The sequence below is a fragment of the Marinobacter salinexigens genome, from assembly GCF_008370345.1.
In the GTDB taxonomy this organism is placed as follows: domain Bacteria; phylum Pseudomonadota; class Gammaproteobacteria; order Pseudomonadales; family Oleiphilaceae; genus Marinobacter; species Marinobacter salinexigens.
In genome coordinates this window covers 1-21858 of sequence record NZ_VTUU01000002.1, presented here as the reverse complement: position 1 = coordinate 21858, position 21858 = coordinate 1, and the positions used below count along the sequence as shown (strand labels likewise).

At 51.0% G+C, this 21858-nt stretch carries 20 protein-coding genes; 1 reads left to right on the top strand and 19 read right to left on the bottom strand.

Annotation, left to right across the window (positions count from 1 at the left end):
* Positions 1–14: 14 nt before the first annotated feature.
* The 17 genes from FWJ25_RS04585 to FWJ25_RS04505 form a co-directional block, all read right to left on the bottom strand.
* Positions 15–1295 carry a glycosyltransferase family 4 protein gene (locus tag FWJ25_RS04585; RefSeq protein WP_149599095.1) on the bottom strand — a complete coding sequence of 427 codons (1281 nt, stop codon included), beginning with the start codon at positions 1293–1295 and terminating at the stop codon, positions 15–17.
* Positions 1199–2305, bottom strand: a complete 1107-nt coding sequence (locus FWJ25_RS04580) for a capsular polysaccharide export protein, LipB/KpsS family (protein ID WP_149599094.1) — start codon at positions 2303–2305, stop codon at positions 1199–1201. Before FWJ25_RS04580 ends, FWJ25_RS04585 begins: the two co-directional genes overlap by 97 nt.
* A gap of 16 nt (positions 2306–2321) precedes the next feature.
* Positions 2322–3407 carry a KpsE/RkpR family capsule polysaccharide export protein gene (locus tag FWJ25_RS04575; protein WP_149599093.1) on the bottom strand — a complete coding sequence of 362 codons (1086 nt, stop codon included), beginning with the start codon at positions 3405–3407 and terminating at the stop codon, positions 2322–2324.
* Positions 3404–4066 (bottom strand): ABC transporter ATP-binding protein, encoded by a 663-nt coding sequence (locus tag FWJ25_RS04570; RefSeq protein ID WP_149599092.1) that lies wholly within the window; start codon positions 4064–4066, stop codon positions 3404–3406. The genes FWJ25_RS04575 and FWJ25_RS04570 overlap by 4 nt, the downstream gene beginning before the upstream one ends.
* The gene (locus FWJ25_RS04565) at positions 4063–4857 is read right to left on the bottom strand and encodes an ABC transporter permease (RefSeq protein ID WP_149599091.1); all 795 of its coding nucleotides are present in this window, start codon (positions 4855–4857) and stop codon (positions 4063–4065) included. Before FWJ25_RS04565 ends, FWJ25_RS04570 begins: the two co-directional genes overlap by 4 nt.
* 8 nt (positions 4858–4865) lie before the next feature.
* The gene (locus tag FWJ25_RS04560) at positions 4866–6599 is read right to left on the bottom strand and encodes a polysaccharide biosynthesis/export family protein (RefSeq protein ID WP_149599090.1); all 1734 of its coding nucleotides are present in this window, start codon (positions 6597–6599) and stop codon (positions 4866–4868) included.
* Entirely contained in the window at positions 6596–7018 is a 423-nt protein-coding gene (locus FWJ25_RS04555) for an RT0821/Lpp0805 family surface protein (protein WP_149599089.1), read from the bottom strand. Before FWJ25_RS04555 ends, FWJ25_RS04560 begins: the two co-directional genes overlap by 4 nt.
* A gap of 74 nt (positions 7019–7092) precedes the next feature.
* Positions 7093–8085 (bottom strand): hypothetical protein, encoded by a 993-nt coding sequence (locus FWJ25_RS04550; RefSeq protein ID WP_149599088.1) that lies wholly within the window; start codon positions 8083–8085, stop codon positions 7093–7095.
* A 207-nt stretch (positions 8086–8292) separates the two neighbouring features.
* Positions 8293–10362, bottom strand: coding sequence for a YjbH domain-containing protein (locus FWJ25_RS04545; RefSeq protein WP_149599087.1), 2070 nt, complete (start codon positions 10360–10362; stop codon positions 8293–8295).
* Positions 10363–10598: 236 nt separating this feature from the next.
* On the bottom strand, positions 10599–11078 hold the full coding sequence (rfaH, locus tag FWJ25_RS04540) for a transcription/translation regulatory transformer protein RfaH (RefSeq protein WP_149599086.1): 480 nt from the start codon (positions 11076–11078) through the stop codon (positions 10599–10601).
* Positions 11075–11842 carry a 3'(2'),5'-bisphosphate nucleotidase CysQ gene (gene cysQ / locus FWJ25_RS04535; RefSeq protein WP_149599085.1) on the bottom strand — a complete coding sequence of 256 codons (768 nt, stop codon included), beginning with the start codon at positions 11840–11842 and terminating at the stop codon, positions 11075–11077. Before cysQ ends, rfaH begins: the two co-directional genes overlap by 4 nt.
* 11 nt (positions 11843–11853) lie before the next feature.
* Positions 11854–12552 (bottom strand): Fic family protein, encoded by a 699-nt coding sequence (locus FWJ25_RS04530; protein WP_149599084.1) that lies wholly within the window; start codon positions 12550–12552, stop codon positions 11854–11856.
* A 103-nt stretch (positions 12553–12655) separates the two neighbouring features.
* Positions 12656–14017 (bottom strand): MBL fold metallo-hydrolase, encoded by a 1362-nt coding sequence (locus tag FWJ25_RS04525; RefSeq protein WP_149599083.1) that lies wholly within the window; start codon positions 14015–14017, stop codon positions 12656–12658.
* Positions 14018–14122: 105 nt separating this feature from the next.
* On the bottom strand, positions 14123–15115 hold the full coding sequence (locus tag FWJ25_RS04520; protein WP_149599082.1) for a glycosyltransferase family 2 protein: 993 nt from the start codon (positions 15113–15115) through the stop codon (positions 14123–14125).
* Positions 15116–15119: 4 nt separating this feature from the next.
* A complete protein-coding gene (locus tag FWJ25_RS04515) occupies positions 15120–16265 on the bottom strand; it encodes a polysaccharide pyruvyl transferase family protein (RefSeq protein ID WP_149599081.1) in 1146 nt (381 codons plus the stop codon).
* On the bottom strand, positions 16266–17753 hold the full coding sequence (locus FWJ25_RS04510; RefSeq protein WP_149599080.1) for an alkaline phosphatase family protein: 1488 nt from the start codon (positions 17751–17753) through the stop codon (positions 16266–16268). It abuts the gene before it with no gap.
* Between the two features lie 16 nt (positions 17754–17769).
* Positions 17770–19278: a lipopolysaccharide biosynthesis protein gene (locus FWJ25_RS04505; RefSeq protein WP_149599079.1), complete on the bottom strand. Its 1509-nt coding sequence runs from the start codon at positions 19276–19278 to the stop codon at positions 17770–17772.
* A 407-nt stretch (positions 19279–19685) separates the two neighbouring features.
* Between FWJ25_RS04505 and FWJ25_RS04500 the strand changes: the two genes are divergently transcribed.
* On the top strand, positions 19686–20903 hold the full coding sequence (locus FWJ25_RS04500) for a glycosyltransferase (protein WP_149599078.1): 1218 nt from the start codon (positions 19686–19688) through the stop codon (positions 20901–20903).
* Positions 20904–20913: 10 nt separating this feature from the next.
* On the opposite strand, the gene FWJ25_RS04495 is transcribed toward FWJ25_RS04500, so the two are convergent.
* Both FWJ25_RS04495 and FWJ25_RS04490 read right to left on the bottom strand, forming a co-directional pair.
* The gene (locus tag FWJ25_RS04495; RefSeq protein ID WP_149599077.1) at positions 20914–21744 is read right to left on the bottom strand and encodes a glycosyltransferase; all 831 of its coding nucleotides are present in this window, start codon (positions 21742–21744) and stop codon (positions 20914–20916) included.
* Positions 21744–21858, bottom strand: a 115-nt coding sequence (locus FWJ25_RS04490) for an IS3 family transposase (protein ID WP_149599076.1), incomplete at its 5' end; no start/stop codon positions are given. The genes FWJ25_RS04490 and FWJ25_RS04495, both read right to left, overlap by 1 nt.

The following is a 21858-nucleotide window of genomic DNA, read 5'->3' as shown; positions in this document are numbered from 1 at the left end:
TGTACGGCCGGAGATCAATTGGAGTTCACAGTAGCGACCAAGCCAAGGATGCTCAGGATCTTCCTATTAATAACCCGGACATCAAAACGATCAACAGCAATTTGGTGGCTAGCCTCACCCATAATAGCAATAGACTCCGGCTCACGTATAAACCGGAGCATAGCCGCTTCCAGTCCATGCTGATCATGAGGCCCAACCAGGTAACCGTTAACTTCATGCTGCACGGTTTCCCGGCAACCCGGCATATCGGTGGTAATCACAGGCCTGCCCATCGCCAGAGCTTCCTGAGTGCTTCTCGGCACGCCTTCACGGTAGTAACTGGGCAAAACAAACACACTGCTTTTGGCCAGCCAGGGCACTACATCGTCCACCGGGCCCGGGTAAGTGATGATATTGTCACTAACCAGCTGTTTGAGTTCGGCTTTGGTGATGCCCCGCTTGTCATCCGGCGCGCCGAGTACAATAAATTCGATGTTTGGGTATCGGGCCTTCAGGGATTTGGCTGCATCCAGGAAATATCGAATGCCCTTTTCCGGAATCAGCCGGCCCACAAACACAAATCTCAATGGGTCTGCTACAGGTGCCGTGAACGGGTACCGATTCAGACACACACCGATACCACCCACCATGTTCGGTGCCGGGTCGGTGATGCCCATGGCCACGAGTTCCTGCTGATCATCGTGGTTCAGCACCAACAGGTGATGCGCCTTCCTGAGGCTGAACCGGAAGAGCCCGCGTATGACCTTTTGCAATACGCGTTTCTTGAGGCTGAACCCATGTACTTCAGGCGTAAACACCCGCCCCATGCCTTCGATTTTGGCAACACGCACGGGCACACCAGCCAGCCAGGCAGCGGTCGTTCCCCAGATGGAGGGCTTGGTGAAGTAACTGAAGCAACAGGTAATGCTATAACTTTTCAGCAGCCGGTATAGCTGCCAGGTGCTCAGAAGGTCTGCCGCCGGGTTGGTGCTCAATCGCCCCATCCGGTATTTCACCGGAAAGGCCCCCATGGCAAGGATAGCCTGTTCGGTTTTCGGCGAGTAATTGGTGGCGAATGCGTAGACTTCATGCCCCGCCCGAACCATATCCCGGATCAGTTCCCCCCGAAAACCAAGCATGGTCTCCGCCAGGGTACCGATGATCGCTACCCGATGACGAACTGGCGGTTTGCTCTGGAAGTCTCCTTCCGGCCGGGACGTTACTTTGTCCCGGTAAGCAGATTGGCCAGGTTCCTTATAGCCTTCCCGCAGTGCGCCCGGAAACGATGAGTCCAGGTATGTGATTGTTCTCGCCATAGCGTTAACTCGTTGAGTATGTCTTCCGGCGTTGTGTGTTCGCCCGATGCACGACTCACGTACAACGGATATTCAATCAATGTCGCCGCTACCAGCTCGTCAAGTGTTCTCTCGCGCTTGCGGCGTTGGCACGGGCTGATATCCGTTGTCAGCCCCCACCCTGCATAAAAGGGTAAACCATAGCAGGTTACGGATTTGTGTCTCAGCAATGCCTCGAACCCGGTGAGCGAGGTATTTACATGCACTTCGTCGCATTGCTCCAGCATGTCATTGAGGCTGGCATGTGCCTCTATCTGGTCGCAGTAGCGACTGATCTCACTCTCACTGGAGCCCGCTATCCGTGCACCTGCCACCACATCCGGATGGGGCTTGTACACAACCCACGCATCCGGATTGGCAACACGCACGGCCTGGACAAGCTCCAAATTGGTGCGAATCCTTGTTGCGCCCCACGCTATTGACGCATCGGATTCCACCTGGCCTGGCACCAATATCACTTCAGGGTGTTCTGGCCGAACCCAGGGTTTACCAGCGGTGTTGTACTTGCTGATCCGCCCGGCGCATATGGCTTCCCGCAGCTGCGCGGCTCTTTTGAGCACTCCGGCGCTAAAATCCTGGTGGTTCAGGATGACTTCGATATCTGAAGGGCCCGTTGCGTCGAAGTAGAGCCCTTTTGAATCTACGACCCACGATAACGGCGCAGCAAATTGTATGCCCAACCCCACAGACCGGAGAAAACCATCCTCCACCCGCAGCAAAATACACTGGTTGTTCAGGCCTTCCGGGTGCTTCCTGCCCCATATAACAGCTACATGGCCCGCAGGAACCTGGTGCCCACTGGGCACAAACCTGATGGGACTGCCTTGAAAGAAGCGTTTTACATACGTGCGAAACGGCCTGCTGAATCCTATGGCGTAAATCGGGCTTTCAGGATTGAGGCCAAGACTTCTTGCCTTCGTGCGCCAGGTTTGCCGGGATTCCACTTCCCCTGCAGACAGGGCCTTATTCATCAGCGTGCTACCGCGATCAATCTCGATGATCCCGCACCACCGTGACCACTAATTGGGCAATAGCGGCCAATAGCAGGGCGAGAATCGCAAATACGGTGATGTTATAGGTACGCTCGGGCTTCGTTGCGTATTCTGCCAGGGTCGGGTATTCCAGAATGGAGACCTGCTTAAGTTTACGCGCCGCCTCAACCCGGGTGGTTTCCAGTGTTGTCAGCGCGTTGGAATACAGTTCCAGTGCGAATTTCGCCCGCAACTCCAGGGTTTCGTACTCCGCAGACACCTGGTTCAGCGCATTGCCGTTTTCCTGCGCCAGCTTGTGCTTTTCAATAGTGATCTGTTGTTCCAAAGCTGAGGCTTCGGCCTTCAGGCGTCGCAACTCCGGTGAACTGTTGCTCTGGTAGGTACCACGAGCGGTAATCTGCGCTTTCAGAACGGCCAGCTCTCCCTCAAGACGGGACACCGTCGCAAAGATGGCTTCAACGGTTTGCGTAGGAGCCACCAGCCCGTTTTTGTTCTGGTAATCCAGCATCGCATCTCGGGCGTCAAACAGGCGCTGCTCAAGATCGGCCACCTGGGTCTCAATGAAAGCGAGCTGCTCTTCCGCCAGGCGCTGCCCCATGAGGTTCATGTGTTTCTCACCTTCATCGAGCAGCGTTTGGGTTATGGCCTGGGCCATCTCCGGGGTATAGGCCTGTACTTCAATCTGTAGCAGGTTTGCGTAGTCATCAAAGGTAATCGTTATGCGGGTTTTGATGTACTCGTGGAACTTCTCGATGGGCAGATCCGCGCCGCCCATGCGGGACAGAAAGTCGATATCGCTGTTTGAATAATGGCTACGCAGATCCAGCTTCTGCTGCAGCTTTTTCAACATCGCAACGGATTCGAGATGATCCTGCAGAAGCAGCAGATCACCGGCACCACTTGTACCGGAGAGTAGTGATGACACATTGAGCCCTGTCGGTACGATTTCCGGCGTTTGCAGAACAATGTGAGCCCGGGAAACGTAACGATCCGAGGCGATCAGCCCCCAATAGATAATGGCGCCGGCAATGGCGATAACTGCAACTGCCCAGACGGGGTTTTGTTTAAGAAAACGGGTCATTTACCGATGCTCTTTTCGTAACTTTGGATGGCTTCGTTGATGTCGTCGAACCAGGTGGCGCTGCCGTTGTTGATCCAGATCCCGGCCTGACACAGGGTTCTAAGCATGCCGGTCTGGTGAGATACCATGATGATACTGGCCTTACCCACCCGGTCTTTGAAGGCTTTGGTGGCCTTAGCCTTGAATGCCGCATCACCAACCGCCGTGGCTTCGTCAGACAAATACACATCGAAGTTAAAGGCCAGCGACAATCCAAAAGCCAACCGGCTGCGCATGCCGGACGAATAGGTTTTCACCGGCTGATCAAACGCGCTGCCGATCTCCGCAAAATCCTCAACGGACCGGATGATTTCCTGCAAGCGATTGCCAGCACCCTGAATCCGCGCAACAAACTTCACGTTCTGACGGCCGGTCATTGAACCCTGGAACCCACCTCCCAAACCAATAGGCCAGGAGATTCGGCAATCCTTCAGGACTTCGCCTTTGTCTGGCGCATCCATTCCGCCGATAATGCGGAGCAGCGTTGATTTACCCGCACCATTACGGCCGACGATGCCCACGCTGACGTTATCAGGAATGGTGAAGTTCAGGTCTTTCAGAACCCAGTCACCGCCGAAAGGGCCGTGGTAGCGTTTGTAGAGGTTGCGGACTTCGATCATTGTGCCGTCAACCGTATTTTGTAGCGCTGCTGGAGGAGTAGGCCAAGGAACAGGGATCCCCATACCCAGTAATGCAGGTACAGCACGCTGATACCGTTTACCGCACGATAGCCTTCAAAGAACCCTACCCTAAACAGCTCAACCGCATGGAGCATAGGATTGAACAGTAGGTAGTACTGTAGTTCGTGGGGGAAGTATTGAACTGGGATCATAACCCCTGAAAGAAAATACAGCGGAAACATGATCATCCGTATGAATTTGGCGGCTTCCGGCAACGTGGTCGCTATTACGGAACAGACCAGTCCGGCTCCTGTGCCGAAACCGACAACCAGCGCCCAGATATAGAGCGCGTGAAGAGGGTGTGCAGGTACGAGATTGTGACCCAGGAGCGAGAACCCTGCAATAAGCAACAAAATCACAACGCTACTGATTGCAGCTTCCAGAAAGCAACGTACGAGAACCGTATCAACCGGATGTACCTGATGGTAGGCGAACAACCCTCGGTTGGCGTTGATGGCTTCCATACCCCGATTCATATGGTTCCGGAACATGATGAATAGGGTAATACCCAGCACCAGCCACGGGATGAATTCGGCCCCCGGAATAAACCGCACATGGCCAATGAGCGTACGCACCCAAACCAAAAGCGCCACATGCGCAATCGGCTCAGCAATCAACCAGAGCCAGGCGATCCGGTCTGAACTAAGACGGGCTACCGCCTCCCGCAGGAACAACGCCTGCCAGACGTGATAACTGACTTTCCAGGGACTGCGTGCGGTGTAGCTGCTCACGAGACCGGTTACAGATCCAGCGCGACTTTGGTGGCCACGGCGATCTGGTAAAGAATCTGGGTAACCGTTGAGGCGATCTGCAGGTTCTTGGTTTCCACTTTGGGCAGTACCAGAATCTGATCACCGGCCCGCAAACCCACTTCACCAGCATCACGGACTTCACCATTCTGGCGGGCCACGAGAATGTGCTCATCATCGGCATGCTGGCTGAAGCCGCCAGCGGCGTCGATGTAGTCCGCGACGGATTTACCCGGCACGTACACCATCGACTGCGGAATGTAGACTTCACCGCTCACCAGAATCGCATCGGTGCGCTGTGGCAAGGTAACGACGTCGCCATCCTGGAGACGCACATCCACCAGATTGCCCTCGTTGGCAATCACCAGACGACCGTTCGGTTCAACCTGACGGGCCTTTTCAACAAACTGGGTAATCAGCTCCGCTTCCCGGATACGAATCGCGGACTCTTCTGCGGTGGAGGAAGACGCACCAAGATAGGTGGTTTCCAGCCTGCGCAGGCTGTCGTCCAGAGCCTGTTGTTGCTGTTCTTTCACGCTTTCACGGCGAATGGACACGCTCTCCCAGGCGGTTTCACCGGGATTGACCTCAATCTCGTTCAACAGCTCATGCAGCGTTGTGCCCTTGGGCACCACGTAATAAGAACGGCCCAGATAGGCCCCTTCAAGCTGAATAACCAGATTGCTTGAGCGCTGATCAGCCAGGTAAATCACCTCGTCGCCATCGGCCAGACGGGTGTTACCGAAATCTTTGAGAGGCAGGTATTCAGCAATGGGCATAATGCCTCGTTTGCCTCGCACCAAGGCATGCGACACACCCGGCAGGAGCGGCGCAAGCTGATTGAGGCCGGCTCCGGTGAGGGACTCATCATCAAGTTCGAAGAGATAGGGTTTTGCAATGTCGCCCACCACACTGACTGCCGGGCCCCTGCGCTCCACCAGCAAGGTATCACCTTCCTGCAATTGGGGATGGGCCAGTTTGCCATTGGTGAGGAAGTCATAAAGGTCGAGGTTCGCGATCACTTCGCCATCGCGGGAGAGCTTGATGTTGCGATAACTACCGAGCTGCTCATCAATACCGGAAGCCTGATCCAGCAGGTACAACACAGAGTCACTGGGCACACCCACGTAGCGGCCAGGCTTGTTAACGTACCCCGTCACAAAAACGGATACCGGCTGAACGCCTTGCAGGTTGGTGTAAACGCTCACGTTATCCGGGTAGACATTCCGGACGGCGCTTTTAACGATGGAGTCCAGTTGGCTATGGCTAACGCCCTCAACCTGAACGGGGCCAATGGCCGGGATAAAGATATTGCCCTGGGCATCCACCGGCAGCACCCGGTCCATCTCGATAGCCCCCCAGAGGCGAAGGGTAATCTGATCACCCGGGAGAATGCGGTAATCGGGGTTAAGACCATCGGAACGCAGCCCCCGGAAACCTCCTGAGAACAGTTCGGAACCGAAGGGTTTGATGGCCAGCTGCTGTTGTTCTGGCAATACCGGTCCGTAGATACCGGACGTGCGACGGCTGGCAGACTGCTGCTCTGCGGCGGCATCCCCCTCTGAACTACTGCTGACAGGATTGCTGCCAGCCATGGCCTCCAGCTGAGGCATCAGGCGCTCACGCTGGCTTTCGGGGATATCTCCGAAGCTCTGGGCCTGGGTACTCATGCATGCTGCGGCGGCAATGACAGCGGCAACGAAAGAAAGAATTCTGGGCTTCATGACGGGTCTCCCACCGTAGCCGGAAGACTGGCACCCGCTGGCTGGAGCGCCTTACTGACTCCCCACTGCCCGCCCTCGTATTGACAGACATTGACGTCCATGGGGTGTTTTCCATCAGAGCTGATGGTGGACTTGAAACACTGAGCCCCCGTCGCAGAAAAATAGCCGGGAGTTCGGGAAATCTGAATAGTGTCGCCCCACGGGGTCTGGTTCAGCGTGGTGCTGTTACCTACGCGGGTCTGTTCCAGTTGAGTCGCGTTCTCGGTGGATAACCAAATCACAGGCTCGCCAACAAACAGCCAGTTGGCCTGGGCATCCGGAGCTTGATTTGGAGTGGTTGCACAACCGGCCAGGGCTGCAGACATACAGAGTGCGGCAGTTGCGCCGTAAACGGTGCGATTCTTGAGTTTCTGGAACATGCAATGACGCTTAAAGAAATAAAAGGAAGGAGGGTCTCCGCCACCCGAAGGTGGCGGAGGGGATGGAGCAGAGCTTAGTTTACGCCTTGCTCACCACCGCCTGCACCGCTACCGCCAGTGCTACCAGTGGGGGCTTCCGGCTCAACGGTTTCACCGGTTTCTTCTTCGATCTCGCTAGCAATTGCATCCTGAGCAGCTTCAACAATCTCCTGCGCATCAGCAATATCGTTAGCCTTCACGTTCTCAGGGGTAATTTCTGCATCAACAGTCGTCAGAACTTCCTCAAGAGTCGTTGCGTCCAGGTCCTGAGCAGTCATTCCATCAGGAATAGCCTCATCTACAGCAGCCTTGGTTTCGGTCAGCAGATCAGCAACGTTGGAAACCGCTGCAAAGTAAATTGCAGAGAAGTTGTTGTCAGCATCGGCACCGGCAGGAGCAGAAGCAACAGCAGCTACGATTTTCTTGGTAAGAATCTGGTTAACGATGTGCAGACGAGCCGCAACGTCAGAATCCGCAGAGTTCTCTGCGGCAACGGCAGGTGCGTCGAAGTTCAGGATATCGGTACCGCTTACACCGAGCGCTGTAGCTACGGTCGCGTTAGCCTGTGCAGTCGCTTCGCTTGGGGTTGCACCCGCCGCGATCAGCTTTTCGCGCTCAATCTGAACGATAGTGGTCAGAGCGGAAATCGCGGAACCACCGGCCGGAGCCTGGTAGTTAAAGTCGTCTTCAACCGGTGCACCAGTGTCTTCGTCGATGGTAGTACCAGCAGTGGCAACCATAACCAGCGGATAACGCTGCTGAGCAGCGGTCAGACCGGTCAACTCATAGACACCACCTGCACCAGTCGTGGTCTGAGGCTCGCCCGCGTCACACTTCTTATTCTGGTTAACGTCCACACATACGATTGCATTTTGCAGGTAACCGTCGAATACCACACCGCTGGAAATGGTAGACGGGTCTGCCGATGTGTAGTCATCGCTGTTACACGCAGTCAGGGCCATAGCCGGAGCCAGCACCGCGACGGCGAGCAGTTTTTTCTTGAAAGTTCCTTCGTTTGCTTTAGTCATGCCTTCTCGTCTCCTGAGATTTACTGTTGCACGCGCTTTAATGAAATGCACTGTCACCATTTTGGTGCAGTCGGACAAACCCTGATTCAAGGTAAGATTCTATTAGGTTTCGGGTACTTACTATATGTCATAGCTATCGAAACGCAAGTGGTAACCCGGATACAGGTTACGCACTTTTGTTTACATTATGTTGTCGGTCGCTATTTATCACTGACCGATTCTTCCGCGGTTGAAATACACCGACCGCAACGGGTTGCCAGTCGTCAGAACCCCTGCACCACCGCCCGAACTGAGCAGGTTCCTGTCTTCGTTGATGCGGGTCTGAACCGAGTAGTTCCAGTCCGCATCGCCCTTCACTTGCAGGTACCTGAACTGGTGATCTTTCACCGGGGTGAGCGGTATCACCCAACCGAGGCTGATGAACTCTGCATCGGTGTTCTTGTACTGCATCGTGAGCGCGTAGTCGCCGAACCAGAAGCGGCTATCGACGCGGAACCCTGTATCCTCTGCAAAAAACTGACCACCATACACCGTAAACTGTGCATCCAGGCCCGGATTGTAGTAGCTATATTGTGCCAGCGACTGGGTACGCTCGATGTCATCGTAGTCCCGATGGGTAAACTTGCCACCGATGAAACCAAGGGCATGACGGCCGTTCGGGCTGAAGATCAGCGTCTCATTCAGGCCACCGTTATAGTTGATGGCATAACGGCCCGCGTGGAAGCTGGTGTAGAGCAGCGGATGCAGCTTGAACGTTTGCTGGATTTCCGCTTCAACAAGGTCCGTTCTCTGGCGACTGTTGTAGAAAACCTTTCCTTTTTCGTAATCGTCTGTGCGATAGATCTCAGCATCGTAGCGGGCAGCCACCAGAGCACCCGGCCACAGATTGGAGGACAATTCAGAGCTCAGGGCGACGGACGCATCCCACACACCGTACTCTGTCGCCACACCACTGGAGATACTCGGGCTAAGTTTGAGCCTTGGCTTCCAGCTGGGGCCATAGCCACCCTCGAAATCCCATTGCTGCTCGTCCTGAGAGAGCATGCTGGCCTCTGCAAATTTACGGGATACCGAATAGGGTTCACTCTCAGTGAGAGAGACGCCCTGAGTCAACACCGGCAAGCCCTGATTCATCAGAGTCAGCTCTGCCCGCTTATGAGTGCCCGCCGCCTTATGGGTCATTCTTGCGACATCCAGGATGCTGTCCCGCTCATCCCGGTTGTAGAGGTTGTTTTCCCACTGGATTTTCAGGGTTTCACCATCACTGGATGTGCGAACCCGATCGTAGCCTTCATCGGCGAGCTGTTGGCCAATCCGGAGCGCCACGTCTTTGGCCTCTTCTGACTGACCGCCTTTACCCTGAACACCAGCAACGGCTTTTGCCTGCGGAGCGGTCTCAGCTCCATCCTTCACAGCGGTGCTGCTTTGCTCCATGCTGGATTCAGGCTCTGCGGGCAAAGGAGGCTCAGTTCGCAAGCGTTTCTTGGACGGCGCATTACCGAATGGCATGGAAAGGCCCAGCGAAACAAAATTCCGGTCGTTGTCGCTGTCGCCCTCACTCCAGCCAAGCACTTTACCTTTAACCTGCAGGCCGTATGGCAACCAGCCTTCCGGTGACGTCAGCCCGAGGCCAACGCGGGCATCCATGCTGTCGTGTTCAGCCATGATGTTCAGCCACGGAAGTGGACGATAACTGATCGCGCCAAAAGCCCCATCCAGGTACCGCGGCGTTTCTTTGGGTTTACCGTACCCCAGAGCAACCTCTACAGGGCCAAACTGCCGACCGGCCACCACGTAGGCGGCTTCAAAGTCGTCGGTTTCACCGCCGAGATCCTGAACACCCGCTGCAAGCGTGAACCAGTCCTCAGGAATGAAAGGCGCCTGCACTTTCACATTGGCAGAGAGATCCCGGATAGTGCAGTCTTCAACGTAGCAATTGGTTTTGGTTTTATCCCAGACAATTCGCCCGCCTACTTCCACGTAGGGAATGATGCCAAAAGCGCCGATGGCATTATTAAAGTGGCCGTAACGCGCTTCTTCATAACCCGGACGCCCCTGCAAGTAGGCCTGATCTGACCACTGCGCTTCGGCCTGACCGTGGTTCAGAACGGTTGCCGACGGCACATTCAGAAAACCGCTGTAGCCGGGGAAGGCAAGATCTTTTGGAGCAGATTGTGCGTTGCTGTTCAAGCTGACAAGCGCCAGCCCCGTGAATACTGAAAGCGGCTTCAGGCACGCTACCGCCCCACCGACCAGGGCCCAGTGTTTTGAGGTCATAAAAACCAGTTTTCCGAAGACACGGGGAAACAAAAAAAGGAGGGAAGATTCTCCCCCGACCAGGTCCGTGTCAGGTTGTGAATGGATTATTTCAGATGGGTTACGATTCTAAGGCATCCGGTGTTACAAGCAAGTGACAAATGGCTTAGCAGGCGGATTTCATAACCTTGCAGACGTTAAGTTTTGTAAAAATATGAGAATACAAACAAATGCGATCAAATATCAAACAACAACGATCACGTTTTGAGCGATGAGACAGGCACCTTTACCACCTGCTGCTTTTGCATGAAATTGATCAGTACGACAGCCCTTTCCTCGCCATCGTAATTCTGAAAAACCGCCTGAACCCCTTCAAAGGGGCCCTCGCTGAGCTCAACTGCCTGCCCCGGCTTGATTCCACCCTGAGCCACCACCGAATCAAGACTGTTTTTAATGTGCTGGATGACATCATCCCCCAGCGGCAACGGCTTATTCCCGAACCCCACAACCCTCAACACACCTCGAGTCGAACGCAGCTTTGCCCATTTCGGATCGCCCTGCTCCATATTGACGAACAAATACCCCGGAAACAGAGGCTCCAGCTTCTGCACCCGCTTGCCGGATTGCACCTTCTCAATCGTAATTTTCGGATAGAAACAGGCAATATCCTGGTTCTGTAGATGAAGCACCGCCCGGTCACCCTGCGTGGGTTTGTGCTGAAGAACGTACCAGGTCATGAAGACCAACCACCGGATGCCACGAAGTTCGGGTTCAGAATATCTTCCTTACCGTAACGCAGGGGGGTACCGTCGAGAGCCACCACTGATCCCCCGGCAGCCACGAGAACAGCCTGTGCGGCTGCGGTATCCCATTCACTCGTGGGGCCAATTCTTGGGTAGATATCCGCGTGACCTTCCGCAATCCGGCAGAATTTGAGAGAGCTACCCGCCTGAACCAGCTCGTGATCCCCAAGGTTCGCGATAAATTCCCTCGTTTCAGCATTCAGATGATTCTTGCTGGCAACAACCCGCTTCGTTTCCTTGGGGTCCGCCACCCGGATGCGATGCACGTTACCGGTACGATCACGCTTGTGAGCGCCCTCGCCTACAACACCCCAGAATGCTTCTTTCAGCGCAGGAGCAATCACCACACCCATCACCGGCTCGCCATCTTCAATCATCGCGATATTCACGGTGAACTCTCCGTTGCGCTGAGTGAAATCCTTGGTGCCATCAATGGGGTCAACCAGCCAGAACCTCCGCCAGTGCTTACGCTCTTCCCAGGGAATGTTTTTGCCTTCTTCAGACAGGATCGGAATGTCGCGACTGATATTCCGGAGCCCACTGACGATAATGTCGTGGCTGGCAATATCCGCCGCCGTAATGGGGGATTGATCTTCCTTGTAGTCGACCTTGAAATCCGACTGATAGATGTGAAGGACTTTTTCGCTGGCTTCGTCCGCGACTTTAATGACATCCGGGAGAATCGAGCTGTAGTGCATGGCAGGCTCCACTATTCTTTCATGATGCGTATCACGCGTTCATCCAGGCAGCTACGAACAAACCGGTTCATAGCCGCCTCATCACCAGACTCATAGAACGCAAGCATCAATTCGTTAAACTCCAACTGCCTCGACGCAGGAACGTTGATGGCAGGATAACCGTGCCTCAGGAGCAGCCCATTCATCATAAACCGCCCCATGCGCTTATTAACATCATAGAAAAACTGACAGCGAGCCATCGTAAGGAAAACATGGATGGCCTGGTCGTAGATGTCATTCAACGCGCCGACTCGCGCAACCATCTCATCAAACAACTGCGGGAGCATCGAAGCTTCTGGCGGTTCGTAATCCGTACCGGCGATCAGCACCGATCCAGACCGAAAGCCCCCCCACTCCAACGCCTCTTCCTTGGCCGCAACACTATGCAGCTCTGTAGCGCAGGCGGGAGACAACCCAAAGCGCTCTGAACGAATCATCTCGAACAGCAGCTTCCAGGCATTACCCTGATTCACCGCAATTTGCTGATCGCTGAGCTTATGCCCGCCAACCGTTACTCCCTGCAGTAATGTCTGGACTTCCGGGAGCGTGAAGTTAATGCCCTCCAGGCGCACCGCATCGTACACAAAAACGGAGACAGCACGCTGAGCCAGCATGAGCGCTTTTTGACGATTAGGCGACATGGCCCAGTGGGTATCGTTGGGATCGGGCATAGAGCGTCCGGCAGGGTAAGCAACGTCCAGTTGAGAATACAACCGCTAGTTTAACAAGTGAGGGGGCCGGCTGGCTAAAGAGAATTTTTAGCCAGCGCCTGAGTTATATCTCAACTTCGGCAAACAGCTCCGGCACTTCCGCATCCCAACCGAACTTCTCAGTAATACGGTGCCTCATTACATCGCTGGCTACCGGCTCACCATGGGTAACGTACACTTTCCCTGGCTTCAATTTGCCCTGCTCCAGCCACGCCAGAATTTCCCGATAGTCACCATGGGCAGACATGGAATCGAGATTATGGACCTCCGCCTTCACCGGCCAGTACTCGCCGTGAATCTTGACCGAATCGACACCGTGAACCAGGGCATCACCCCGGGTACCCGGCGCCTGAAATCCGGCAAACACAACACTGTTCCTGGGATTGGGCAACAAGGCTTTCAAATGATGGAGTACCCGACCGCCTGAGGCCATGCCACTGGCAGAGATGATGATGCAGGGATAGCGCACAGCACCAAGCTCGATAGACTCATCGACGGTACGAACAAACTCCGTTTTTTCATCAATCAGGTTGCAATCCGCACGACTGAGCCTGTGCTCTTTGTGATGTTTACAGAAAATCTCCGTCGCCTTGATCGCCATCGGGCTGTTGAGGAATACTGGCATCTTCGGAATGCGCCCATCAGCCATTAATTTATGGACCACATACAACAACATCTGAGCACGCCCCACGGCAAAGGCAGGAATCAGCACAATACCGCCACGCCCGGCGGTATCTGTGATGATCTTTTCCAGCTCCCCTTCCGGATCACTTTCCCCATGGGCACGATCACCGTAGGTTGATTCGCACACCAAGACATCCGCATGATCAATCGGCTCCGGATTACGCATAATGATGTCCGACTGCCGACCCACGTCGCCGCTAAAGACGACGGTTCTGCCAGAACTCTTTTCCGACACGTGAACACAGGAAGAGCCGAGAATGTGACCGGCCGGCGTGAAACTCACCTCAAACCCATGAACGGGCTCAAACGTCTCGTGGTAGTGAAGCGACTCAAAATGCTTGAGCGCCTCCCAGGCATCTTTCTCGGTAAACAACGGTTCAGGATTTGCGTGTTTCGAAAATTTCTTGCGAGACGCATACTTGGCATCCTCTTCCTGAAGAAAACCGGCATCCGGCAACAAAACCCTACAGAGTTCATGGGTGGCTTTGGTGCAATATATCTTGCCCTTGAACCCGTTTTTGACCAAAGCAGGGAGATAGCCGGAGTGGTCAATATGGGCATGGGTGAGGACTACGGCTTCAATACTGGAAGGCTCTACCGGGAACTTTGCCCAGTTACGACGACGCAGGGTTTTCACGCCCTGGTACATGCCGCAGTCGATGAGGAGGCGGTGCTTTTGGTTTGATAGGAGGTAGCGGGAGCCTGTTACGGTGCCTGTGCCGCCTAGGAAGGTTAGTTTCATTGAGGGCTCTCCGTTTTTATTAACACCAATATTAACCTACCGTCCCAAATCGCAGGTTACGCCCCCCCCAATTCAGCCAAACCGTCGCTATCCAGCTAACTGGAGTCAGCGCAGACCTACTGCAGTGAGACATCTATGAAAGAGAGATTTCAACGCTAGCTCAACGTTAACAACAGGAGGCCTGGGTCTAGCGGCAAGAAGGGCCAACGCTGCGGGAAACACATCATTGATCACATCTGTCGCTTCCCGCAGCTCCTTTTCATACGAGAGGATCAAAGCCGCATTATCGACCTGGTAACAACGCCAAGAAAGCTGAATTCGATACATATCAATAATTTTTGAGAGCGTATCATCACCTAGCCCTGAAAAATTGCTAATAGCTAATGCTGCAGCACGATATGTATTCACGTAGGCCTTAGAAATTGGGATATTGGCGGTGGCACTCGACTCATGAAGGACATAGTCATGCAGCACCTCTTTACATAAATATACGGACTTAGCCTGGTAAAAACACCCGATATTCATCAACAGGTCTTCATTGATACTCTGCCGCCACGGAAAATGCAAATCGAACCAAGGCTCTATAATTGAGCGCTTAAAAAGCTTATTCCATAGCATTCCGCTACCAAACTCGTATGCACAAAACCGATCAAAGGTGTTGACTAAAACCTTTTCCGAACGCCGAAAGCGTACCTTTGGTGCGATAATCTTTCGCTGAGACGTCACTCTGTTAGACCCACAAACGACGATATCGACGTCGTAATCGACTGCGGACGATAACAGCGTTTCAAACATGCCGGGCTTTGCAAAGTCGTCTGCATCAAGAAAGCCGATCCATGGCGCAGACGATTTCGCTAGCCCAGCCAGTCTCGCCTCATGGACTCCCTTGTTAACAGATAAGTGCACCGGCAAAATATTTGCATTATCTTCAGCCAGTTTATCAATCACAGAGGCGGAGCTATCTGTCGAAGCATCGTTAACTATAATGATCTCGATGTCGGCCAAACTCTGCTTGAGCAGTGACTCAATACTTGGAACTAGCTGTGCACCAGCATTGAACACCGGGACGATGACCGAAATTTGGGGGGAGAAAGACATTCAATCAGTGACCTAGAAGTTGAGTACGTAGAAATAAACGCCCAGCAGTGGAGAGTTCTTCCCTCTTATCATTTACAGCCTCCCAATCAATTTGTCTCTGCACTAGCCCCAACGGTATTTCGGTTGGAGACTCAACCAGCCGCTCAACTAACCCAAACTGCGACAGAAGCGACTCAAAACGCGCCAGTCCTCTTGTCGAGTTTCCGACCGTAATAAAGGGCTTGTTGAAGAGGATTGAGAATATGGTTCCATGAAAGGAGTCTGTTACAACAAAACGGGCATCACGAAAAGCCAAGAGCCAACGCTCCACACCGGGGAAGCGGCATTTTAATAGATCTTTAGCCCGTACGTCGGTAACAGAATACTCTGGCTTGATAGAGAATACTTCTGACCCGAGTAGACGCCCGACATCGCGGGCTATTGAACGCTTCTCTGGCGCTGGATCCAACACGTAAGAAAGCACGCGACCTGGGTTAGAGTACGATTCACACTTACTAATCAAGGACTCATACTCCGCACGCTCGAGTAAAAATGTCGGATCCGCGACACATTGCGCAGAAACACCCAACTTATCCTGACACAAATCGACTCCCGAGTTTTCTCGCACAGATATTGCGTCAAACTTTCTCGCCAGATTCTTACATTTTCCAGTCAGTTTTGGGGAGTATTCCCAGTTATCCACCCCGAAGGACGCGGCATAAGCAATTCGCTTCGCCGGGCACCTTATATCATCTAGAAAATCAAGATAAAAATTCAGGATGCTTGGAGAATAGCGGGGTCTCCAAACCTGATCACTTCCAACTACGAACACATCGAAATTTCGCTCGCGATAGTATTCCCGAACCTTATGTTCGCTGACTATTCTCGGCGACATCTTCAACTGGTGGTCACGAAACGCGGCCAGTTCTGCCCAAGCCCATGCCTGCCGCCGTTCTGACGGTAAGGATTTAATTCTGCCCAGCATCAGCCTCGCAAGATTTAGCAGATGCACTTTCAGCGAATTCCACCCGACACTTTCGACGCGCCTATCAAGGATCTCTACCTCGCAACCTATTTTCTCAAGATAGGTCTGTAGGGCCCAGGCTTGCAGGAGTCCCCCATAATTGTGGCCTAAGGGTTGCGTGAGGATAGAGACGTTTAGCCCAACCATTCAATTCGCCTGAATAAAGAATCTTGAAATTATTCGATAAGCAAGCCTCAAATCATTGGGGTCGCCTTCGTGAATCAACTGTTCGAGATTTTTACTGCATACGAAGAGCGGATCGCTTCCTTTAACTCCTGAATAAGGGTATCGAACTCCCGCCAAGCTTTCGCTCAACGCCTTCAGATTTGGGTTGTCAGTTATGAATTTCCATCTTCTCGAAGAAAAGTATATAGAATCTGGCTTGTGAATTTTTATGTCAGGCATCAGATGCTGAAATCTCGCGTTCTCATGCACCTCTCTGTATGGCTTAGCTATCAAGCCGTACTCTATCGATACCGGATCCGAGTTAAACTCTTTACATATATTATCAACTATAGATTTTGTAGCTTTCAAACCTTTAACTGGGCCACCGAATCGATCACTATCATTGATAAATATTCCGGCAAAATTACCGGTATCGTAAAAAGTCCCAAATGCAAGAGTTTTATTCTTCGAAAAGCTCGTAATTGGGCGCCTAATCAGGCTTGCTTTTGGTGGATTCTTACCACCTAAAGCTAGCAAAGCCTTACGCTTTAAAAAACGAAAGCCTTTACGAATAAAGGCCTCGACTGGCGATAGAACTTTTAAGTACCCTTTTTCACTAAGCCAAACATCTATGTTTCCCTCATATTCAAAAAGAGCGGTACTATGATCCCCAATAATAATATAGCTCTCAGGATCCAACTCCCGAAATATGAACTTAATGGACTCATCCAACTTCCTATAGTGATTCACTAATTCCCTTTGAATTTCATTATCAGGTTCGAATTCTAACCCTTTAGCCCGACAATCGGAGAATGCCTCTATACATCTTTTTATTTCGTACCGAGCAAGATATTGAACCTCTGTCGTAATCCGAAAGCAGTGAAAACCAAATTCCGGTTTTTCCTGCTTAGCCAACTGTACAAATGTATTCTTTTGTACTTCTTCAGCTTCACTAATTTTTCTTAGAAAACCTGAGACCGTATCTTCTCCTCCTGGGAGTCTAACATCGAAGACGTAGCGGTTGTTTTCTAATATCTTTTTATAGCTCGGAGGATAAACCATGCCATCTGGCACACCCCCTCCGGCTTTTACCCCGCCGCCCCCGCCAGCAATTATAAATCCGCTGACTTCATCTGCGGGACCAGTGGTAGGAACATTAACTATACCGACTGAAACTCCATTTTCATTCAAAAGATCCCAAATAGGTTTATTTGAACTGGCCGATACCATCTCCGACTTGGAGTATGAAGCAGAAAAATCATAACTTCCATCCGCGCACGGCATAAGATAAAAGCCTTTATTGGTAGAAGCGTGCTCTCCAGTCAGCGCTTCTGCCCACCCTCTACTAATAAGGTCCTCTTCTAGATGCTCGGACGCTGCCCCCAAAAACAAGGATTGTGTAAACGGCATAGGCATTCCGTCAATAATTTCCTTTGTCCCGCCATCTATCCCAATTACAAGCAACTTCATAACTCAGCTCACGACACTATAAATATTTTAAAAAAATATTTTTAAATAAAAATATGATCTTTTCAATTTCAAGCCTTGTACCTGAAAACATAGACAAACTCAAAAAATAAAGAACAAAAATAATCAACGAATACATAAAAATTGATATTAACTCATCTTGAAAAACCAAAAACCCCCTCACAACCATAGCCACTGAAACAGTTAGCATGGAACTCAGGAAAACAGGATAGAGTGATTTAAAAAAATCTTTTGCCGTTATTGGCTGATACCTACTCGAATACACTAAGAACCCGGGCATTCGTATAAAAATCCCAGAAACACAGTGTGCCAACACTACGCCCATGACGCCCCAAAACATTCCAAAGCCTATCGAGACTGCCAAAATAGCAAGAGTTATAGCTTTCCAGCGCATCAAAGCTCTCGCCTCGCCAACAGCAACCATGATTACTGCAGTAAATGTGGTTATTGGAGTGACTATTGTAGAAATGGCCAAAACACGAAATATTTCTATAGCACCAGTCCAGCCATCACCGAGAAACAATTCCACAATCCAATCGGCCGTTACAAACATCGTTATCGTGACCAGCATAGTTGCCATAGCTATTTTGGTCATCAATGATCGTGCAGCATTTTTTAATTTTTCTGGCTCATCCTTTACCCTTGTTAGCATTGACTGCATCACACTCATTACCGGCGGCAATAGCTGAGACGACGGTATAGCTGTTAATATGCTGGCACGGTTGTAAAAACCCAGTGCTTGTGGCCCACCAATGTATCCAACTGCAAAGGCCGTTACATTTGTCGCCATATACCCAATAAAGTTAGCCCCGGTTAAATTCGCACCAAAGTCAAGAAGTGGTCGCACATCCGAACTTCGACTTATCGCCGATGGCAACCATCGCGCACTAATCCAGCGCATTGTAGTCTTTGTCAAAAGCATCGCAATCGGACTAATAACCAACGCCCAATACTGAAGCCCGCCGATAGCTGAGGCAATACCGGCTACTACGCCAGCAGTCATCGATACTATGTCAATGATCGAGATTGCTGTGAATCGCATTTGCCTGCGGAGCAAAGCATCATGTTGGACAGAGAGCGCTCCTATCAGAAAGGTCAGACTCATTACAGCCATTATTGGCATCAGTCGAGGTTCAGCGTAAATACCCGCTACCAAAGGAGAAATGACGATACCCAGAAGGCACAAACCAGCGCCCAGCGCGCTATTCACCCAGAACAAATTGGATACTTGGGCGTGAGTGATTTGCTCTCTCTGGATCACGGCCATCGCCAATCCGCCCTCCATCATTTGCAGCCCCAGATTGGTGAAAACTGTCACCATCGCTACCAAACCAAAATCTGTTGGCTCCAGCAGGCGAGCCAAAATTGCTAAAGCCCCTAACTGAAGAGCCAGTTTGATGGCTTGAGCAACAAACATGATGCTCGCGCCCCTAACGGCACGCTCTTCTATATCGACCTTGAGGTGATCTACGCGAAAGAGTTGGTCCTGATTTCTGGAATTTGACAAACTGTTGGCTCGGTGACGGATTAAATGTTGAATTCACTAACCAGCGAGTGCTTAACGCGGGCGCCTTCTATAAACAGCCATCTGCGTTTAACTGCCCCATTTTTATTTCAATAAGAACCAAATGGGGCAGTTAAAAAATTACCAACTACTGGCCCCAGAGAACGATAACACATGGATGGCCTAGCTATCGCTAATTTCCTTTCCAAACCTATACTAGGCCCGGAGCCCCCATGTATTCGATGCAATTTCTAGGCAAAATATAATACACTGGAGCCAGATTTTTCCATCTCTGGCTCTACCTCATACCTGGCCAGGGTCACCAGTGCAATATCAATCCAATCCCTCGACAACATGCGACTTCTGCTCTACCCTTCCACTTCTACAATCAAGCACGCTGTCATGACCCAATGCCCCCAGCCATCTACCGCAAAGGAAAACCTAAACTTTTGGTTTTAGCTTCAACTTTTCCCCGGTGGAAGGATGACTACGAACCAAACTTTGTCCTGCGTCTCTGCACAGAGCTATCAGGTGAGTATGACATCACTGTTATAACATCAAGGTCGCCAGGAGCTAAAAGCGAAGAACAGTTTGGACCGATCACCATCAAACGCTTTTCTTACGCACCAGCCAAACTTGAAACTTTGGTCTATGGTGGAGGAATCCTCAGCAACCTCAAACGCCATCCATTGAAATGGTTCCTGGTTCCGTCTTTCCTCCTATCAATGGCTATAAACACACGCAAGCTAATCAAAAAGACAACCCCTAACGTAATCCATTGCCACTGGATCATCCCTCAGGGGCTTGTTCTTTCATTATTATCGGCATTTATGGGCCTGCCTCCGATACTTTTAACATCTCACGGAGGAGATATTTATAGCTTGAGAGGAAAGCTGGGGACGAAACTAAAGAGAAAAGCAATATCCACCGCCGCGGCTATGACCGTTGTCAGCACCCCCATGAAAGCAATCGCTTCCCAGCTGGGCTCGCCAGATACCTCAACCTATGTCGCACCAATGGGGTTCGGATTCAACAACAAAGATGCCAGTCCAAACCCGGGACTACGTTCCTCGAATCAAATTCTATTTGTAGGTCGGTTGGTAAAATTAAAAGGCCTACACCATCTTATAGATGTATTGCCTTTCCTTCTCGAGACCCTTCCGAGTTTAGAGCTAGTAATTGTAGGCGATGGCCCGGAACGTAGAAACTTGGAAAAACAATGCAAAATGCTAGGAGTTTCGAATTCAGTTAAATTCATGGGCGCATTACCACAAGAAGAGTTACCAAAATACTATAAGCACGCAAGCCTCTTCTGCGCACCATTTGTCAGCTCTGAAAACGGCTTAACCGAAGGGCTAGGATTAGTAACAATAGAAGCGATGAGTTTTGGATGCCCCATTTTGATAGGAAAAATACCGGCCGCCAATGACATAATCCCCCAAAAATATCGGGAAAAATATACAACTACGCCGCAAAATAAGGATATTTTCTCAAAAAAAATAGTTGAGATTATGAAGCACACCAACCCAGAAGATATCATTGAACTGAGAAAGCATGTATTACTGAAGTTTCACTGGAGAAATGTAAAGAAAAAATACCTTAAAATACTGAGTTCAATTGCACCCTAAAACAGAGACCTTAAGCATTATTCTTACCACGAAAGTAAAGTTTTATTTTTGAATATGAAAGATCATTATTACACATAGAGTATCCAAAATAACCCAACGTATAATCTATAAGCCATACTTTAATTTTATGAAGATAATTCTTTGTTGCGGGCAAATTTTGACGCATCAATCCTTCTTCATGATCAACAAGCTCAAGCTCATCAAAGGCTCTACTCAAGACCCGAACCTTGACTAAATTCCGCTTCAACAGTTCCGAATACCATAAGTCGTCAGAGGTCGGTGCTAGTCGTTTATATTCTTCATCACTAATATCATCTTCAAGAAACATTGAACGGGTCACGACAGCCCCACCACCAAATGTAATTATATAGTTATCATCAAGAATCCTATCTCCCCTTACAAGCCCCCAACGCAGGTATGATGTCTTCTTACCAAAAAAATTAACCTTTTCACGGCGCACCCTGGCAGCAACAGCGCATGACGGATCTGACTTAAAGCCATCTAAAAGTATCCCAAGCCAATCCTTGCCATATAAAATATCATCATCCGCAGTGACTATAATATCACCTGAATCTGCTTCCCTTAATATTGGAAGTAGCTTCCTATAAGGGCCGATATTATTGACCCAACGAACACTTACAATATCCCTTAACTTTTCGGAGCACGAATTCAACAAATCTTTCAGAGGATCTCTATCTAAAATTCCCTGATCGAAAAGATAAGCCTCCTCTGAAATCCACAAATTAATTTTATCTGGCGTTCTGGTCTGAAGCAATATAGAGAGGATAGAATTCCGACACAATGGAAGTGGACTTCCCCCAATAAATTGGACACGCCCCATCAGTTGATTTCTTCGAACTCTAGCGGAGTCCGATAGCCCAGGCCACTGTGCAGCCGCTGACGATTGTAAAAGACTTCAATATAGTTACTTATATGCCGCCGTAATTGTCTCAAC

What these genes read in the sequence shown, in the direction of transcription:
- FWJ25_RS04545 (WP_149599087.1), bottom strand. Translation starts at nt 10,362, where the DNA reads ATGACCTCAAAACACTGGGCCCTGGTCGGTGGGGCGGTAGCGTGCCTG.
- rfaH (WP_149599086.1), bottom strand. Translation starts at nt 11,078, where the DNA reads ATGACCTGGTACGTTCTTCAGCACAAACCCACGCAGGGTGACCGGGCG.
- FWJ25_RS04495 (WP_149599077.1), bottom strand. Translation starts at nt 21,744, where the DNA reads ATGGGGCGTGTCCAATTTATTGGGGGAAGTCCACTTCCATTGTGTCGG.
- FWJ25_RS04585 (WP_149599095.1), bottom strand. Translation starts at nt 1,295, where the DNA reads ATGGCGAGAACAATCACATACCTGGACTCATCGTTTCCGGGCGCACTG.
- FWJ25_RS04575 (WP_149599093.1), bottom strand. Translation starts at nt 3,407, where the DNA reads ATGACCCGTTTTCTTAAACAAAACCCCGTCTGGGCAGTTGCAGTTATC.
- FWJ25_RS04510 (WP_149599080.1), bottom strand. Translation starts at nt 17,753, where the DNA reads ATGAAGTTGCTTGTAATTGGGATAGATGGCGGGACAAAGGAAATTATT.
- FWJ25_RS04560 (WP_149599090.1), bottom strand. Translation starts at nt 6,599, where the DNA reads ATGAAGCCCAGAATTCTTTCTTTCGTTGCCGCTGTCATTGCCGCCGCA.
- FWJ25_RS04525 (WP_149599083.1), bottom strand. Translation starts at nt 14,017, where the DNA reads ATGAAACTAACCTTCCTAGGCGGCACAGGCACCGTAACAGGCTCCCGC.
- FWJ25_RS04580 (WP_149599094.1), bottom strand. Translation starts at nt 2,305, where the DNA reads ATGAATAAGGCCCTGTCTGCAGGGGAAGTGGAATCCCGGCAAACCTGG.
- FWJ25_RS04550 (WP_149599088.1), bottom strand. Translation starts at nt 8,085, where the DNA reads ATGACTAAAGCAAACGAAGGAACTTTCAAGAAAAAACTGCTCGCCGTC.
- FWJ25_RS04520 (WP_149599082.1), bottom strand. Translation starts at nt 15,115, where the DNA reads ATGTCTTTCTCCCCCCAAATTTCGGTCATCGTCCCGGTGTTCAATGCT.
- FWJ25_RS04500 (WP_149599078.1), top strand. Translation starts at nt 19,686, where the DNA reads ATGCCCCCAGCCATCTACCGCAAAGGAAAACCTAAACTTTTGGTTTTA.
- FWJ25_RS04515 (WP_149599081.1), bottom strand. Translation starts at nt 16,265, where the DNA reads ATGGTTGGGCTAAACGTCTCTATCCTCACGCAACCCTTAGGCCACAAT.
- FWJ25_RS04555 (WP_149599089.1), bottom strand. Translation starts at nt 7,018, where the DNA reads ATGTTCCAGAAACTCAAGAATCGCACCGTTTACGGCGCAACTGCCGCA.
- cysQ (WP_149599085.1), bottom strand. Translation starts at nt 11,842, where the DNA reads ATGCACTACAGCTCGATTCTCCCGGATGTCATTAAAGTCGCGGACGAA.
- FWJ25_RS04530 (WP_149599084.1), bottom strand. Translation starts at nt 12,552, where the DNA reads ATGCCCGATCCCAACGATACCCACTGGGCCATGTCGCCTAATCGTCAA.
- FWJ25_RS04570 (WP_149599092.1), bottom strand. Translation starts at nt 4,066, where the DNA reads ATGATCGAAGTCCGCAACCTCTACAAACGCTACCACGGCCCTTTCGGC.